This window comes from Azospirillum brasilense (assembly GCF_003349955.1).
GTDB classification, from domain to species: Bacteria; Pseudomonadota; Alphaproteobacteria; order Azospirillales; family Azospirillaceae; genus Azospirillum; species Azospirillum brasilense_B.
The window spans coordinates 51,147-65,587 of the sequence record NZ_QLKQ01000022.1; the positions used below are offsets into that span (position 1 = coordinate 51,147).

Annotated in this window: 13 protein-coding genes; 5 read left to right on the forward strand and 8 right to left on the reverse strand. The window is 70.6% G+C overall.

Features of this window, described 5'->3' with window-relative positions:
• Positions 1 to 113 precede the first annotated feature (113 nt).
• Positions 114 to 614 carry a hypothetical protein gene (locus DXK32_RS12330; RefSeq protein WP_114858768.1) on the forward strand — a complete coding sequence of 167 codons (501 nt, stop codon included), beginning with the start codon at positions 114 to 116 and terminating at the stop codon, positions 612 to 614.
• 80 nt (positions 615 to 694) lie between these two features.
• On the opposite strand, the gene ppdK is transcribed toward DXK32_RS12330, so the two are convergent.
• The 7 genes from ppdK to bioF form a co-directional block, all read right to left on the reverse strand.
• On the reverse strand, positions 695 to 3,388 hold the full coding sequence (gene ppdK, locus DXK32_RS12335) for a pyruvate, phosphate dikinase (protein WP_114858799.1): 2,694 nt from the start codon (positions 3,386 to 3,388) through the stop codon (positions 695 to 697).
• A gap of 279 nt (positions 3,389 to 3,667) precedes the next feature.
• On the reverse strand, positions 3,668 to 4,375 hold the full coding sequence (locus tag DXK32_RS12340; protein ID WP_114858769.1) for a DUF2270 domain-containing protein: 708 nt from the start codon (positions 4,373 to 4,375) through the stop codon (positions 3,668 to 3,670).
• A 55-nt stretch (positions 4,376 to 4,430) separates the two neighbouring features.
• Positions 4,431 to 5,429: a biotin synthase BioB gene (bioB, locus tag DXK32_RS12345; RefSeq protein WP_114858770.1), complete on the reverse strand. Its 999-nt coding sequence runs from the start codon at positions 5,427 to 5,429 to the stop codon at positions 4,431 to 4,433.
• A 25-nt stretch (positions 5,430 to 5,454) separates the two neighbouring features.
• Positions 5,455 to 6,759: an adenosylmethionine--8-amino-7-oxononanoate transaminase gene (gene bioA / locus DXK32_RS12350; protein ID WP_114858771.1), complete on the reverse strand. Its 1,305-nt coding sequence runs from the start codon at positions 6,757 to 6,759 to the stop codon at positions 5,455 to 5,457.
• On the reverse strand, positions 6,756 to 8,165 hold the full coding sequence (gene bioD / locus DXK32_RS12355) for a dethiobiotin synthase (protein WP_114858772.1): 1,410 nt from the start codon (positions 8,163 to 8,165) through the stop codon (positions 6,756 to 6,758). The genes bioA and bioD overlap by 4 nt, the downstream gene beginning before the upstream one ends.
• A complete protein-coding gene (locus DXK32_RS12360) occupies positions 8,162 to 8,965 on the reverse strand; it encodes an alpha/beta fold hydrolase (RefSeq protein WP_114858773.1) in 804 nt (267 codons plus the stop codon). The genes bioD and DXK32_RS12360 overlap by 4 nt, the downstream gene beginning before the upstream one ends.
• On the reverse strand, positions 8,962 to 10,143 hold the full coding sequence (bioF, locus tag DXK32_RS12365; RefSeq protein ID WP_114858774.1) for an 8-amino-7-oxononanoate synthase: 1,182 nt from the start codon (positions 10,141 to 10,143) through the stop codon (positions 8,962 to 8,964). The genes DXK32_RS12360 and bioF overlap by 4 nt, the downstream gene beginning before the upstream one ends.
• Before the next feature lie 92 nt (positions 10,144 to 10,235).
• Between bioF and DXK32_RS12370 the strand changes: the two genes are divergently transcribed.
• Positions 10,236 to 10,667 (forward strand): GIY-YIG nuclease family protein, encoded by a 432-nt coding sequence (locus DXK32_RS12370; RefSeq protein WP_247877110.1) that lies wholly within the window; start codon positions 10,236 to 10,238, stop codon positions 10,665 to 10,667.
• Between the two features lie 296 nt (positions 10,668 to 10,963).
• Positions 10,964 to 11,971: a BMP family ABC transporter substrate-binding protein gene (locus DXK32_RS12375; RefSeq protein ID WP_247877111.1), complete on the forward strand. Its 1,008-nt coding sequence runs from the start codon at positions 10,964 to 10,966 to the stop codon at positions 11,969 to 11,971.
• Between the two features lie 3 nt (positions 11,972 to 11,974).
• On the opposite strand, the gene DXK32_RS12380 is transcribed toward DXK32_RS12375, so the two are convergent.
• Entirely contained in the window at positions 11,975 to 12,685 is a 711-nt protein-coding gene (locus tag DXK32_RS12380; RefSeq protein WP_114858777.1) for an RluA family pseudouridine synthase, read from the reverse strand.
• A gap of 195 nt (positions 12,686 to 12,880) precedes the next feature.
• Between DXK32_RS12380 and DXK32_RS12385 the strand changes: the two genes are divergently transcribed.
• Both DXK32_RS12385 and DXK32_RS33040 read left to right on the forward strand, forming a co-directional pair.
• On the forward strand, positions 12,881 to 13,627 hold the full coding sequence (locus tag DXK32_RS12385) for a VWA domain-containing protein (protein WP_114858778.1): 747 nt from the start codon (positions 12,881 to 12,883) through the stop codon (positions 13,625 to 13,627).
• A 33-nt stretch (positions 13,628 to 13,660) separates the two neighbouring features.
• Positions 13,661 to 14,404: a DnaJ domain-containing protein gene (locus tag DXK32_RS33040; protein WP_114858779.1), complete on the forward strand. Its 744-nt coding sequence runs from the start codon at positions 13,661 to 13,663 to the stop codon at positions 14,402 to 14,404.
• The last annotated feature ends 37 nt before the right edge of the window (positions 14,405 to 14,441 follow it).

Genomic DNA, 14,441 nt, shown 5'->3' on the forward strand with positions numbered 1-14,441 from the left:
TACGGCCATGCCGGGCGAATGGCGACGCCATAACGGCCGCACCGGGCCGTGCCGGCTTCACGCCATGGTCCGCCTGCGCGTCTGCCTGTCGTTGAACCGACCAAAAGGAGCAGATGATGCTGCATCGCAAACGATTGGTTGCCGCGGCGCTGGGGGCCGCCCTGGCAATGGGCATTCCTTCTTACGGGTTTGCCGCGGACCTGCCAAATCTCAGCGATTTCAAGACTGCGACGACTCAGAACGGGTGTCAGCTCATTCCGTTCGCGGATCTCCGCGCGCGGTGCGTGGAGGCCAACAACGGGCTACACGCGCAGGATGCCTGTTCGGCGCCGGCCTGTCAGGCCAGTGCCGGTGTGGACGAGAACCGGCGGCGGCAGCGGGCCTGGAGCAACTGCGTCGACCGGCGCACCGCGACGGAGAAGGCGTTCTCGGACACCCTCGCTCGTTTCGAGAGCCTGAAGAAGGTTGAGCTGAAGGGGAACCAGGAGCCGAACAAGAGTTACAAGGCCGCCATGGAGACCATCACCGGGAGGATCGCGGCGGGTCAGCCGGGCCACGCCCAAGCCCTGCGGGACGCTAAGAACACTTTGGCCGCCTGCGCGAGCCAGATCTGACGCGAAACGGGCCGCTCCGCAAGGGGCGGCCCGTTTGACCGTCAAGGCGGCCCGCCCGATAGGGCGGGCCGTGGTCCGGGTCAGTCGCGCTTCACCGTGTCGGCGTCGAGCGCCGCCTGGGCGGCGGCGAGACGGGCGATCGGCACGCGGTAGGGCGAGCAGGACACGTAATCCAGCCCGACCTTCTCGCAGAAGGAGATGGAGGCCGGGTCGCCGCCATGCTCGCCGCAGATGCCGAGCTTGATGTTCGGACGGACCTTGCGGCCGCGCTCCGTGGCGATGGCGATCAGTTCGCCGACGCAGTCCTGGTCCAGCGTCTGGAACGGGTCGTGCTCCAGGATGCCCTGGCGCTGGTACTCCGGCAGGAAGGCACCGGCGTCGTCGCGCGACAGGCCGAAGGTCGTCTGGGTCAGGTCGTTCGTGCCGTAGGAGAAGAACTCCGCCGTCTCGGCGATCTCATCGGCCTTCAGCGCCGCGCGCGGCAGCTCGATCATCGTGCCGACCATGTACTCGAAGGTGACGCCGGTCGAGTCCATGACCTCCTTGGCGACGCGGTCGATGACGGCCTTGAGGATGTCCAGCTCCTTCTTGGTGACGATGAGCGGGATCATGACCTCCGGCATCACCGTCTCACCCGTGGTCTTGGAGACTTCGGCGACCGCGCTGAAGATGGCGCGGGCCTGCATCTCATAGATCTCGGGATAGGTGATGCCGAGGCGGCAGCCGCGATGGCCGAGCATCGGGTTGGCCTCGTGGAGCTGCACCACGCGGTGGTTCACCTTGAGCTGGTCGGTGCCGGTGGCCTTGGCGACCTCCGCCATCTCCGCCTCGGTGTTGGGCAGGAACTCGTGCAGCGGCGGGTCGAGCAGGCGGATGGTCACCGGCAGGCCCGACATGATCGTGAACAGCTCGACGAAGTCCTTCTTCTGGAAGGGCTCCAGCTTGGCCAGCGCGGCGCGGCGGCCGGCCTCGTTTTCGGCCAGGATCATCTCGCGCACCGCCAGGATGCGGTCCGGGTCGAAGAACATGTGCTCGGTGCGCGACAGGCCGATGCCCTCCGCGCCGAACTTCCGCGCGGTGCGGGCGTCCAGCGGGGTCTCCGCGTTGGTGCGGATCTTCATGCGGCGCAGCGAATCGGCCCAGCCCATCAGCGTGGCGAAGTCGCCCGACAGCTCCGGCTGGATCGTCGGTACCTGGCCCAGCATCACCTCGCCGGTCGAGCCGTCGATGGTGACGATGTCGCCTTCCTTGATGGTGACGCCGCGGACCGACATGATCTTGGACTTGTAGTCCACGCGCAGGTCGCCGGCGCCGGACACGCAGGCGCGGCCCATGCCGCGGGCCACCACGGCGGCGTGGCTGGTCATGCCGCCGCGGGTGGTCAGGATGCCGCGGGCGGCGTGCATGCCGTGGATGTCCTCAGGCGAGGTCTCCACGCGGCACAGGATGACCGCCTCGCCCTGGCCGGCCAGGGTCTCCGCCTCGTCGGCGGTGAAGACGACCTTGCCCGAGGCCGCACCCGGCGACGCCGGCAGGCCCTTGGCGATGACCTTGCGCTCCGCCTTCGGGTCCAGCGTCGGGTGGAGGAGCTGGTCGAGCGAGGCCGGGTCGATGCGGCGCACGGCCTCCGCCTTGTCGATCAGCCCTTCCTCGGCGAGGTCGACGGCGATCTTCAGCGCCGCCGGTGCGGTGCGCTTGCCGTTGCGGGTCTGCAGCATGAACAGCTTGTTCTGCTGGACCGTGAACTCGATGTCCTGCATGTCGCGGTAGTGCTTCTCCAGCGTGAGGCGGACCTCGTTCAGCTGGTTGAAGACCTCCGGCATGACCTCTTCCATGGCGGGGAGGTCGGACTTGTTGGCCTCCTTGCCGGCGATGGTCAGGTGCTGCGGCGTGCGGATGCCGGCCACCACGTCCTCGCCCTGGGCGTTGACGAGGTACTCGCCGTAGAAGGCGTTCTCGCCGGTGGACGGGTTGCGGGTGAAGGCCACGCCGGTGGCGCAGTCGTTGCCCATGTTGCCGAACACCATGCACTGCACGTTGACGGCGGTGCCCCAGTCGGCGGGGATGTCGTGCAGCTTGCGGTAGGTGATGGCGCGGGCGTTCATCCACGAGCCGAACACGGCGCCGACGGCGCCCCACAGCTGCTCCTGAACGTCCTGCGGGAAGGGCCTGCCGAGTTCGTGCTCGACGGCCTTCTTGTAGTCCTCGATGACGGCCTGCCAGTCGGCGGCGCTGAGGTCGGTGTCGAGGTTGTGGTTCTTGTCGCGCTTGTGGTTGTCCAGGATCTCCTCGAAATGGTGGTGGTCAACGTCCAGCACCACGTTCGAGTACATCTGGATGAAGCGGCGGTAGCTGTCGTAGGCGAATCGGGCATCGCCCGAGCGCTTGGCGAGGCCGGCGGCGGTCGCGTCGTTCAGCCCGAGATTCAGCACCGTGTCCATCATGCCCGGCATGGAGGCGCGGGCGCCGGAGCGCACCGAGACCAGCAGCGGGTTGGCCGGATCGCCGAAGGTGGCGCCCATGGCCTGCTCCAGCCCCTTCACCGCGCCGTCCACCTGAGCCTTCAGCTCCGGCGGATAGTTGCGGCCGTTGGCATAGAAATAGGTGCAGACCTCGGTTGTGATGGTGAAACCCGGAGGAACCGGGAGGCCCAGATTGGCCATCTCGGCCAGATTGGCTCCCTTGCCGCCGAGCAGGTTCTTCATGTCCGCCCGGCCTTCGGTGGCATCGGCACCGAAGCAGTAAACCCACTTGTTCTCGCCCTGGCTCGCCATCGTGAAATCCTCGTTCACCTCTATGGTCGTCCGGCCGTCGGCTGTGCGGGGAACCGGTGAAGATCAGCCCGGCGAACGGGTGTCCTTCTGGTATGACCGCGCAACCGCATCCGATGGAGCCCCTTCTAGCCCCCCGCGGAAGGAGAACACAAGACGATCCGTTGCATAGCGTGAGCGCGACGGTGCTGATCCCATTTATGCCACGGTGCGCAAAAGGGGCAGGCCGGACGGAAAACTACCCCTTATCCCTTGCGCAAAAAGGGAAATCCGCCGCGGCCCTCATGGGCCGCGGGCCAGATCCAGCACGGCGTCGGTGGCCGGCGGGGGCGGGCGTTCGCGGTCGGCGCCGCGGCGGCTGCGGAAGGTCCGGAAGGCGATGGCCATCCAGGTGCCGTGGAAGGCCATGCCGCAGAGCAGGACGATCTCCCCCGGCACCGGCCCGATGGTCGCCCGCGCGAACAGCTCGTCCAGGCTCGACAGCGGGACCGGGTGGATCATCAGCTTGCCCAGATAGGCCACCACCTGGATCAGGAAGATCCAGCCGTAGTTCCGGCGCAGCCGGCGGCCCACCGCCTCCAGGTAGGTGATGTGCAGGTTGGGGTGCTGGTAGTCCTGGAACAGCGTCTCGTTCCAGCCCCGGGCGAATTGGTCGCCCTGGCCGCGCAGGATGGGCCCCAGGAAATACAGCTCCAGCACATGGGCGCGGATTCGCCAGAAGTCGAAGAAGCGGTAGCGCCGCGCCTCGATGTAGAGGAACACGGCGACCAGCAGCCCCACCAGCACCAGCGGCAGGGGGGAGGCGGTGGCGCTGCTGAAGGTCAGCGACAGGGCGATCCCGGTGGTCACCACCGCCCAGTTGGTGGTGGCGTCCAGCCGCGTGCGCCAGACGGTGCTGCGGTAGATCTCGGCCCTGTAGAGGTGCGACAGGGCCGTGACCTCGGCCGAGGTGTAGTGGGTCTTGGGTGCTTTGGCGGCGATGTCGTCCATGCTCGGCGTCCTCCCCCTGGCTTTTCTTGGCGCAGGGGCCGGGGACGCCGGCGCGTCAGTGGGCGCCGCCGTCGGCCTCAAGCCCCAGCCGGTCGAACAGCCGCCGGTCGGCCTCATGCTCCGGGTTGCCGGTGGTCAGCAGCTTGTCGCCATAGAAGATGGAGTTCGCGCCGGCGTAGAAACAGAGTGCCTGACCCTCGTCGCTGAGCGAGCGGCGGCCCGCCGACAGGCGGACGTAGGAGCGCGGCATCAGGATGCGGGCGACCGCGATGGTGCGGATGAACTCGAAGGCGTCCAGCGCGTCGACGCCGCCCAGCGGGGTGCCGGCGACCGAGACCAGCTTGTTGATCGGCACGCTTTCCGGCTGCGGCGACAGGTTCGCCAGGGTCTCCAGCAGGCCGGCGCGGTCCACCCGGCTTTCCCCCAGCCCGACGATGCCGCCCGAGCAGACCTTCAGCCCGGCGTCGCGGACGTTGGCCAGCGTGTCCAGCCGGTCGCGGTAGCTGTGGGTGGAGACGATCTGCTCGTAGAACTCCTCCGACGTGTCGAGGTTGTGGTTGTAGTAGTCGAGCCCGGCGTCCTTCAGCGCGTCGGCCTGCGGGCGGGTCAGCATGCCCAGCGTCATGCAGGCCTCCAGCCCCAGGTCCTTCACGTCGCGGACGATGTTCGCCAGCTTCTCGACGTCGCGGTCCTTCAGCTCGCGCCACGCCGCCCCCATGCAGAAGCGGCCCGCGCCCGCCTGCTTGGCCTTCTCGGCGGCGGCGCGCACCTGAGCGCGGTCCAGCAGCTTCTCCGCCCCGACGCCGGTGTCGTACTTCACGCTCTGCGCGCAGTACTTGCAGTCCTCCTGACAGCCGCCGGTCTTGATGTTCAGCAGGGTGGAGAGCTGGACCTTGTTCGGGTCGTGGTGCTGGCGGTGCGTCTCGTGGGCGCGGTGCAGCAACTCTATGAAGGGCAGCTCGAACAGGGCCAGGATGTCCTCGCGGGTCCAGCGCCGGGCGGTGGAGGCGGCGGCGGCAGTGGAATCCGCGGTCTGCATGACGGTGTCGGGCATGGTCGGTCCTCGGGGGAAATGCGAATCAGAGAAGGGTATCGGCGGCATCGCGGATCGCGGCGTAGGCGCGGTCCAGCTGCCCGTCCGTCACGCAGTAGGGCGGCAGCAGGTATATCACAGGGCCAAGCGGGCGCAGCAGCAATCCCCGTTCCAGGAAGAAGCGCTTCAGCGTCTGCCCGACCGCGGCGGTGTAGCCCTGCGCGTCGGTCACCTCGATGGCGGCGATGGTGCCCATGACGCGCCCGCGCGACAGCTTCGGGTGGCCGGACAGGTCGGCGATGGCGGCGCGGTGCCGCGCCTCGATGCGCGCGAGGTTGGCGGCGGTCTCCGCCGAGGTGGTCAGCTCCAGCGAGGCCAGGGCGGCGGCGCAGCCCAGCGGGTTGGCGGTGAAGCTGTGGCCGTGGGCGAAGGCCCGGTCGAAGCCGGCGCCCTTGAACGCCTCGTAGATCGTTTCGCCGCAGGCGGTGACCGACAGCGGCAGGAAACCGCCGGTCAGCCCCTTGGACAGGCAGATCAGGTCCGGGGCGACCCCGGCCTTCTGGCTGGCGAACAGGGCGCCGGTGCGGCCGAAGCCGGTCATCACCTCGTCGAAGATCACCAGACCGCCCGCCGACCGCACCCGCGCCGCCATGGCCCGCAGGAACTCCGGCCGGCAGAAGCGCATGCCGGACGCGCCCTGGACCAGCGGTTCGATGATGACGGCGACCAGCTCCGCCCCGTTGGCGGCCAGCCAGCGGTCGAGCCAGTCCAGCGCCGCGGCCTCCTTGGCCTCGACCTCCGGGTCGCCGTCCCAGGTGGCGGGGTAGGGCATGCGGTCCACGGCGAACAGCAACTCCTGGAACGGCGCGTAGAAGCCGGAGCCGACCCCCGCCGCCATCGCGCCGAAGGTGTCGCCGTGGTAGCTGCCCTCGAAGGCGAGAAAGCGGCGGCGCTGGCCCTCGCCCTTGTTGCGCCAGTACTGCCAGGCGAGCTTCAGCGCCACCTCCACCGCGGTGGAGCCGTTGTCGGAGTAGAAGACGCGGTCGAGGCCGCCCGGCAGCACCTCGGCCAGCCGGGCGGCGAGGCGGGCGGCGGGGCTGTGGGTGAAGTCGGCGAAGATCACCTGCTCCAGCCGGTGCGCCTGTTCCGCGATGGCTCCGGCGATGGCCGGGTGGGCATGGCCGTGCAGATTCACCCACCAGGAGGAGATGAGGTCGAGGATTTCCCGTCCGTCCTCGGTGAACAGGCTGACTCCCTTGCCGTGGGTGACGGCCAGCGGCTCCGGCGCGGTCTGCGCCTGGGTGAAGGGGTGCCAGACGTGGCGCCGGTCGAGAGAAACGGTGTCGGTCATGGAAACACGCTGTCGAAGGAAGGGAGGAGCGCCGCCGCTTCCGCGACGGTTTCGGCGTCGAGCCGGGGCAGGGTGGGGATCTCGGCCAGCACGCGGACCTTGCCGAACCGCTCGATGGCGGCGCGGTTGCCGGGGTTGGGCGGGCCGTTCAGCACCACCCCGGCCACCGCCAGCCCGCGCGCCCGCAGCGCCTCCAGGCTGAGCAGCGTGTGGTTGATGGTGCCGAGCGTGCTGCGCGCCACCAGCACCACCGGCAGGCCGAATCGGGCGATCAGGTCGATGATGAAGACATCCTCCGTCACCGGCACCATCAGCCCGCCGGCCCCCTCCACCACCAGCAGGCGGCCGGTGTCGGGCGGGGCCAGGGCGCCGGCGTCGATGGCGACGCCCTCCAACTCCGCCGCGGCGTGGGGGGACAGCGGCTCGGCCAGCGCATAGGCCGGCGGATGCACGCGTTCCGCAGGCAGGTCGGCGAGTGCGGTGACCGTGGGGGTGTCGCCCGGTTCGTCCTTCAGGCCGGTTTGCAGCGGCTTCCAATAAGCGGCGTCCCAGGCCCGCGCGAGGCATGCGGACACCAGCGTCTTGCCGACGCCGGTGTCGGTGCCGGTGACGAACACCCCGCGGGGCTGGGCGCCGTCCTTGCGGAACAGGCCGTAGGCGATGTGGTGGGTCATGGTCAGTCCTTCCGGCCGTTCCAGCCGGCGCAACACGCGGCGCAGGGCGCCCGGCGACAGGGGGCGGCGGCCCTCCGCCGGCAGATGGGCGCCGATGCCCTTCAGTTCGGCCAGGAACTCCAGCCCGTTGGCGTGACGGCGGAGAAGCCGTTCCTCCGCGACCGATCCCTCGCCCCCGGCGGGCCACAGCCGGTCGAGGGCGTGGCGGGTGGGGTAGGTGGGCACTCCGGCCTCAAGCCCCAGCGCGTGGTGGGCCTCCCGCCACTCCCGGAAACTGTCGGCGGCGAGCGTGGCGACGGCGATGCGCCCGCCCGGCGCCAGCAGCCTCGCCCAGCGCGCCAGGGCGGCAGCGGGGGCGCGGAACCATTGCAGGGCGAGGCTGGAGACGATGAGGTCGAAGGGACCGTCGAGGTCCGGCTGTTCCCCGTCCATGATCCGGAACGCGGAATCGTCCGGGTCGCCCAGCGTGGCGCGGCAGCGCTCCAGCATGTCCGGTGACAGGTCGGTGAGCAGCCAGTCCGCCGGTCCGATCCGCTCGCGCAGGGCGCGGCTGAGGAAGCCGGTGCCGCAGCCGATCTCCAGCACCCGGGGGCGGGGCGGCAAGGGCAGGCGGGCGACGCGCTCCGCCAGACGCTCCGCCGCGATGCGCTGCACGGCGGCGTGCTCCTCGTAGCAGGGGGCGGCCTTGCCGAAGGCGGCGGCGATGGCGGCCTTGCGCGGGTCGGCGGTCATGCCGTCAGTCCGGCGGCGAACGCGGCGATCCGCTCGGCGCACCAGCCCGGCGCGGTCAGCGGCAGCAGATGCCCGCCCTCCGGGTGCCACTCGACCGAAATCCGACCGCATCCGCCATCCCCTCTCCCCCCTGGGGAGAGGGTTAGGGTGAGGGGGTTGCGCAATGCCTGATCGTCCGGTTCCCCGAGCCCCCCCTCACCCGGCGCCTTCGGCGCCACCCTCTCCCCGGAGGGGCGAGGGACAGAGTGGTCGCGAAACGCCTGTTCGGTCATGGTCGGCGGGACGATAGGGTCCTGCCCGCCAGCCAGGGCCAACGCCGGACCGGTGAGCGCGTCGCGGGCGTCCCAGTCGCGCAAGGTCCGCAGGGCTCCGCCCAGCCGGGCCGCGTCCAGGCGTTCAGGCGGTGCGGCCTCGACGCCGCAGCGGCGTAGGAAGTCGGCGGTCACCGCCTCCGGCGTGGCGTCGAAGCGGGCGATCATGCGGTCCAGCAGCCGGCGTGGCGTGGCGGGGGCGAAGCCGTCGCCTTCGGTGAAGCGGGGGAAGCTGTTGATCAGCACCAGCCCGTCCCAGGCGAAGGGCCGCTCGTGCAGCAGCCACAGCCCCCCGAAGGAGTGGCCGACCGCGACGACGGGGCGCCCGGCGGGAAGATCGGGAAGCGACGGCGGACCGTAGAAGCCGAGATCCACCGCCACGCTCTCCCCATTCGGAAGGGCGTCCCGTACAGCATCCCAGACGGCGGGGCCAAACCCCCAGCCATGGACGAAGACGAACAGCGGCGCGGTCATTGCGGGTTGGGTCATCGCCAGCTCCAGGCGTCGGCCACCGCGTCCGTCAAGGCGTCCAGGTCGGCGTCGGTGTGGGCGGCGGACAGGGCGAAGCGCAGGCGGCTGGTGCCCGGTGGTACGGTCGGCGGGCGGATGGCGATGCCCAGGATGCCGCGCTCCTCCAGCCGTCGGCCGACGCCCAGCGCATCCTCCTCCGCGCCGGTGATCGCCGGGACGATCTGCGTGCTCGACCCCGCCGTGTCGACGCCCAGCCCGCGCAAGGCGGTTCGCAGCCGTTCGGCCATGGCCTGGAGCCGGGCACGCTCGGCGTCCAGTGTCGGCACGAGGTCGAGCGCCGCGTCCATCGCCCCCAGCACGGCGGGCGGCAGGGCGGTGGCGTAGATCAACCCGCCGCAGCGGTTCACCAGATAGTCGCAGAGCGCCCTCGACCCCGCCATATAGGCGCCGAAGCCGCCCAGTGCCTTGCTGAAGGTGCCCATGGCGAGGTCCACGCGCCCCTCGCCCAGCGCCGCCAGCCCCATCCCGCGCGGGCCGAGCACACCGGTCGCGTGCGCCTCGTCGAGGAACAGGAAGGCGCCGTGCCGCTCCGCCAGCGCGGCCAGCGCCGGCACGTCGGCGCGGTCGCCGTCCATGCTGAAGACGCTTTCCGTCACGATGAAGCGCATGCCCGGCTGGCTCGCGCGCTGGGCCAGCAGGCGGTCCAGATGGTCGAGATCGTTGTGACGGAAGCGGATCTGCCGCACCCCGGCGGCGGCGCAGCCATGGTGCAGGCTGGCGTGGTTCAGCCGGTCGGTGAAGACCAGCGCGTCGCCCCCCAGCAGGTCGCGGTCGAACAGGGCGGGCAGGACGGCGGCGTTGGCCTGCCAGCCGGAATTGAACAGAAGCGCCGCCTCCGTGCCCTTCAGCCGGGCGAGCTTCGCCTCGACCTCCGTGTGAAGCTCCAGCGTGCCGCAGACGAGGCGCGACGCCGTGGCCCCGGCACCCCAGCGCCGCGCCCAATCGGCGGCGCGCTCCACCAGCAGGGGGTGGGAGGCGAGACCGAGATAGTCGTTGCTGGAGAAGTTCAGCAGCGTCCGCCCGCCGCGCCGGATGCGCCCCGCCCCCTCCGGGCGCACGGGCAGCAGGGTGCGGCGCGTGTGGCGCTGGGCGAGGCGGTCGAGATGCTGGTGGAACAGCGGGTCGAGCAGGGACATGATGCGGGCGTGATAGCAGAGCGCGCCGCTGGGGCGAAAGGTCCGAATGGCACAGGTGCCCCGGCGCCCTGGCGGGCGTAGACTGCGTGGCCATGCCGTCCGATCCGCCATTCCACGACCGCCCCGACGCCCTGCCGCCCGAGCCCGGCGCTTATGTGCTGCTGATCGCGCTGGACGGTGCGCTGACCCTTCGCCTGCCCGGCAAGCCGGAAAGCGTGCTGGCGCCGGGCCGTTACCTTTACTGCGGCAGCGCGCGGGGGCCGGGGGGCCTGCGGGCACGGGTCGGGCGCCATTTCCGCCAGGGCAAGCCGGAGCGTTGGCACATCGACCGGCTGACCGCGGCGGGGCGGATGCTCGGAGCCTGGATCGTTCCAGGTGGTGACGAATGCGCCCTGGTTGCGGCGTTGTCCGGCCTGCCGGTACCGGTCCCCGGCTTCGGCAGCAGCGATTGCCGCCGCTGCGCCAGTCACCTGCTGCATTGGCCGGATGGGGCGCCGATTCCGCTGCCCAATGCGCCGTTCTGAGGCTCCGGACGGGCTCCGGCGCGGGAATTGAGGCGAATTGCTTGGTCTGACCATCCTCCAAGGGTTATAGTCCCCTGTCATCGGGAGGCGGCATGAAGACATTGATCCATAACCGCCGGGCCCACAATCGACGGGATGTCCTCCGGGCTTTCGGGGGCGCCTTCGGGGCCGGGGCCATGCTTCTGACCGCACCCCAGGCGTTGGGGCAGGCGGCGGGGCAAGCGGCGGCGTCCGCCCTTGGATCGCCCGCTCTTGGGCCATCTCCTCTTGGGCCATCCGCGGCTGGATCATCCGACTTGGGTGTCGGCGTCCTCTACTGTGGCGACCGCACGGATTTCGGTTTCAACCAGGCCCATGCCGAGGCCGCCCGGGCCCTGACCGTCCTGCCCGGCCTGCGGCTGGAGGAACGGGAGCACGCCGCCGGCACGCTGGCCGCCACGGCGGAGGAGCTGGTCGGCCCCCAGGGCTGTCGGATCGTCATCGTCACCGCCGCGGGCGACGCCCTGCCGGGGCTGCTGGCCCAGGCCGACGCCCATCGCGACACGGTGTTCCTGTTTTCCGGCGCGCCGCTGGACCGCGACCGCCTGCCGATCAACACCGGATTCTTCGAAGGCTATCTCGACGAGGCGCAGCACATCTCCGGCCTCGTCGCCGGTTACGCCAGCCGGGCGAAGACCATCGGCCTCGTCGCCTCCCACCCCGCGCCAGACGTGCTGCGCTGCGTGAACGCCTTCGCGCTCGGCGCGCGGCGCGCCGATTCCGCGACCGCGCTGCGCGTCGCCTTCGTCGGCGAGGCGGCGACGCCGCGGCAGGTCGCCGAGGCCGCCCGCGCGCTGGCCGACGGCGGAGCCGACGTGCTGGCCGCCCAGCTCGACGGGGCGCGCCCGGTTTGCGAGGTGGCGGAGGCGCACGGCATCCTGTGCTGCGGCCTGCACACCGACCTGTCGGCCTTCGCGCCGCAGGGCCTCCTGACCGGGGCCGAATGGGCCTGGGAGAAGGCCTACGCCGAGGCCGTCGCGCTGATTGCCGCGGGCAAGCCGTGGAAGCATCTGCGCCAGGGCGGCTTCGACCAGGGCTTCGTGCGCAACACCCCCTACGGCCCGGCGGTGGGGGTGGAGGCGCGGGCGCACGCCGACGCGGCGCGGATGCAGCTCGCCAACGGCAACGCCGCCGTTTTCCGCGGGCCGATCCAGGACAACACCGGGCGAACGGTGGTCGCCAAGGGCAAGGCTCTGCGCGGCGGCGACGCGGAGCTTGGCCGCATGGTCTGGCTGGCCGACGGCGTCACCGAGGTCGGGCGCTGACCCTCATACCCCGCTTTGCTCCGTCCAGCCGCAGGCGGTCAGCGCGTCCCGCATGTGCGGCGGGGGTGGCGCCAGGGCGGTGACCGGTTCGCGGTCGAAGGCCATGGTGAAGGTGACCGACCGCGCCAGCAGATGCAGGTTTCCCGGCGGCACGCGCACCGGGCCGTAATAGGGCTCTCCCACCAGCGGGCAGCCGATGGCCGCGCTGTGGACGCGGAGTTGGTGGGTGCGGCCGGTCCGCGGCTTCAGCTCCAGCCATGCCCGCCCGTTGCCGGTTCCCAGCACCTTGTACTCGGTGACGGCGGGCTGGCCCGTGGGGTGCGTCACGATGTTCCAGGCGCCGGGGATCAGCAGCTTCAGAAGGGGAAAGTCGATGACCCCCTCCGCCGCCTCCGGGATGCCCTCGCTGACCGCCCAGTAGGTCTTCCCGACATGGCCGGCGGCGAACATGTCGCCCAGCCGCTTCAGCGCCCAGAGCGACCGGCCGAGCACGAGGCAGCCCGCCGTGTCGCGGTCCAGCCGGTGGGCCAGCCGCGGCGGCGTGCCGTCCCCCTCCGCCAGGAAGGGCAGGTAGAGGTCGAGATGGTCGGTGATCCGCCCGGCCTTGTGCACGGCCAGCCCGGCGGGCTTGTTGATGATGAAGACGTCCGCATCCTCGTGGAGGATTCGGGCGCGCAGTGTGGCGGGGGTGAAGGTGGTGCCAGCGTCGCTCATGGGCGCCACCCAAGCACGGCGCGGGGGGAGGGGCAAGCCCGCCGGCGGTTTCGCGTCGCGGAACCACCATGGCGAATGGCTTGTTGCCCAACGGGCGCCGCCGTGGACGAGTCGGGATGGACGAGTCTGGACCCGCGCCGCCGCGCCGCCCATCTGTACGGAATGACGACTCACCATGGCGAAGGGATGCGGGCGATGGCTGAACGCGACAATCTGCCGGCGCAGCAGCGGTCCACCCAGAGCGAGGTGGATGAGTTCCTGAGCCGTGTGGCGGCCCTCCCGCGGGCGACGGGCGGCCCGCGGGGGCGCCTGATGTTCGCCATGGACGCCACGGCCAGCCGCGAGCCGACCTGGGACCGCGCCTGCCAGATCCAGGGCGAGATGTTCCAGGCGACCTCGGCGCTGGGCGGGCTGGACATCCAACTCGTCTATTACCGGGGGTTCCGCGAGTGCCAGGCCAGCCCGTGGGTCGGCAACGCGCAGGACCTGCTGCGGCGGATGACCGCGGTGTCCTGCATGGCCGGCCAGACCCAGATCGCACGCGTGCTGGGGCACTGCATCAAGCAGACGCGGGACCGCAAGGTCAACGCGCTGGTCTTCGTCGGCGACTGCATGGAGGAGGACGTCGATCAGCTCGCCCATCAGGCGGGCCAATTGGGATTGCTCGGCGTCCCGGTCTTCATCTTCCACGAGCGCGGGGACCTGATCGCCAAGCGCGCCTTCCAGACCATCGCGCGGCTGAGCGGCGGGGCCTATTGCCCGTTCGACGGCTCGTCCGCCCAGCAATTGCGCGACCTGCTGAGCGCGGTGGCCGTCTACGCGGCGGGCGGCCGGGCGGCGCTGGAGCATTACAGCCGCGGGCGGGGCGACGCGGTGCGGCTGCTCACCAGCCAGCTCGGCAACGGTCAGGGGGGACGCGGGGGGCAAAGCCATGCATCATAGGGCAGGATTCGGCTAGGAAAGGAACAGGGCGGGATGTTTGGGTTTTTCCTCCTGGGCATCGCGCTGGTGGCCGGTCTCGCCATGCTGGCCCGCGTCTTCGTGTCCGCGGATCCGCGCACGCTGGCCACGGCGGTGCGCTATGGCGGCATTGCGCTCGCGGCTGTGGCGGTCGTGGTTCTGATCCTGACCGGGCGACTGGGCACCGCCATGATGCTGGGAGCGATGGCCTTCCCGCTGCTGACGCGCTGGCGGACGCTGCGCGATGCCTTCCGCCCCTCGTCCTACGGAACCGCGAGCGGCGGGCAGACCTCGCGGATCGAGACGCTCTATCTGCGGATGACGCTGCAGCACGACAGCGGAGCGATGGCGGGGGAGGTGCTCCACGGGCCGTGGCGCGGACGGGCGCTTGAGTCGCTGACGCTGGGGCAATTGCTGGCCCTGCTGGACGAGTGCCGGCGCGACGATCCGCAATCGGCCTCCGTGCTGGAAGCGTGGCTGGACCGCGCCCATCCCGACTGGCGAACCGCCGAAGAGCAATCCGCCGGACGCGGGAACGATGCCGGTTCGAAGGATGGTGGTGGTCGTGGTGGCGGTCGTGGTGGTTCCATGACCCGCGAGGAGGCCTATGAGATTTTGGGGCTGCCGCACGGAGCCACACCCGAACAGGTAAAGGACGCCCACCGACGGCTGATGATGAAAGTGCACCCAGATCATGGGGGGTCCACCTATTTGGCAGCCAAGATCAACCAAGCGAAGGATTTGCTGCTGCGCAACTAACCTTTTGCCGGGTTACGGAAGGGGAGTTGCGTCACCG

What these genes read in the sequence shown, in the direction of transcription:
- DXK32_RS12370 (WP_247877110.1), top strand. Translation starts at nt 10,236, where the DNA reads ATGCCGTCCGATCCGCCATTCCACGACCGCCCCGACGCCCTGCCGCCC.
- bioF (WP_114858774.1), bottom strand. Translation starts at nt 10,143, where the DNA reads ATGTCCCTGCTCGACCCGCTGTTCCACCAGCATCTCGACCGCCTCGCC.
- DXK32_RS12360 (WP_114858773.1), bottom strand. Translation starts at nt 8,965, where the DNA reads ATGACCCAACCCGCAATGACCGCGCCGCTGTTCGTCTTCGTCCATGGC.
- bioA (WP_114858771.1), bottom strand. Translation starts at nt 6,759, where the DNA reads ATGACCGACACCGTTTCTCTCGACCGGCGCCACGTCTGGCACCCCTTC.
- DXK32_RS12380 (WP_114858777.1), bottom strand. Translation starts at nt 12,685, where the DNA reads ATGAGCGACGCTGGCACCACCTTCACCCCCGCCACACTGCGCGCCCGA.
- DXK32_RS12385 (WP_114858778.1), top strand. Translation starts at nt 12,881, where the DNA reads ATGGCTGAACGCGACAATCTGCCGGCGCAGCAGCGGTCCACCCAGAGC.
- DXK32_RS33040 (WP_114858779.1), top strand. Translation starts at nt 13,661, where the DNA reads ATGTTTGGGTTTTTCCTCCTGGGCATCGCGCTGGTGGCCGGTCTCGCC.
- ppdK (WP_114858799.1), bottom strand. Translation starts at nt 3,388, where the DNA reads ATGGCGAGCCAGGGCGAGAACAAGTGGGTTTACTGCTTCGGTGCCGAT.
- bioD (WP_114858772.1), bottom strand. Translation starts at nt 8,165, where the DNA reads ATGACCGCCGACCCGCGCAAGGCCGCCATCGCCGCCGCCTTCGGCAAG.
- DXK32_RS12330 (WP_114858768.1), top strand. Translation starts at nt 114, where the DNA reads ATGATGCTGCATCGCAAACGATTGGTTGCCGCGGCGCTGGGGGCCGCC.
- bioB (WP_114858770.1), bottom strand. Translation starts at nt 5,429, where the DNA reads ATGCCCGACACCGTCATGCAGACCGCGGATTCCACTGCCGCCGCCGCC.
- DXK32_RS12340 (WP_114858769.1), bottom strand. Translation starts at nt 4,375, where the DNA reads ATGGACGACATCGCCGCCAAAGCACCCAAGACCCACTACACCTCGGCC.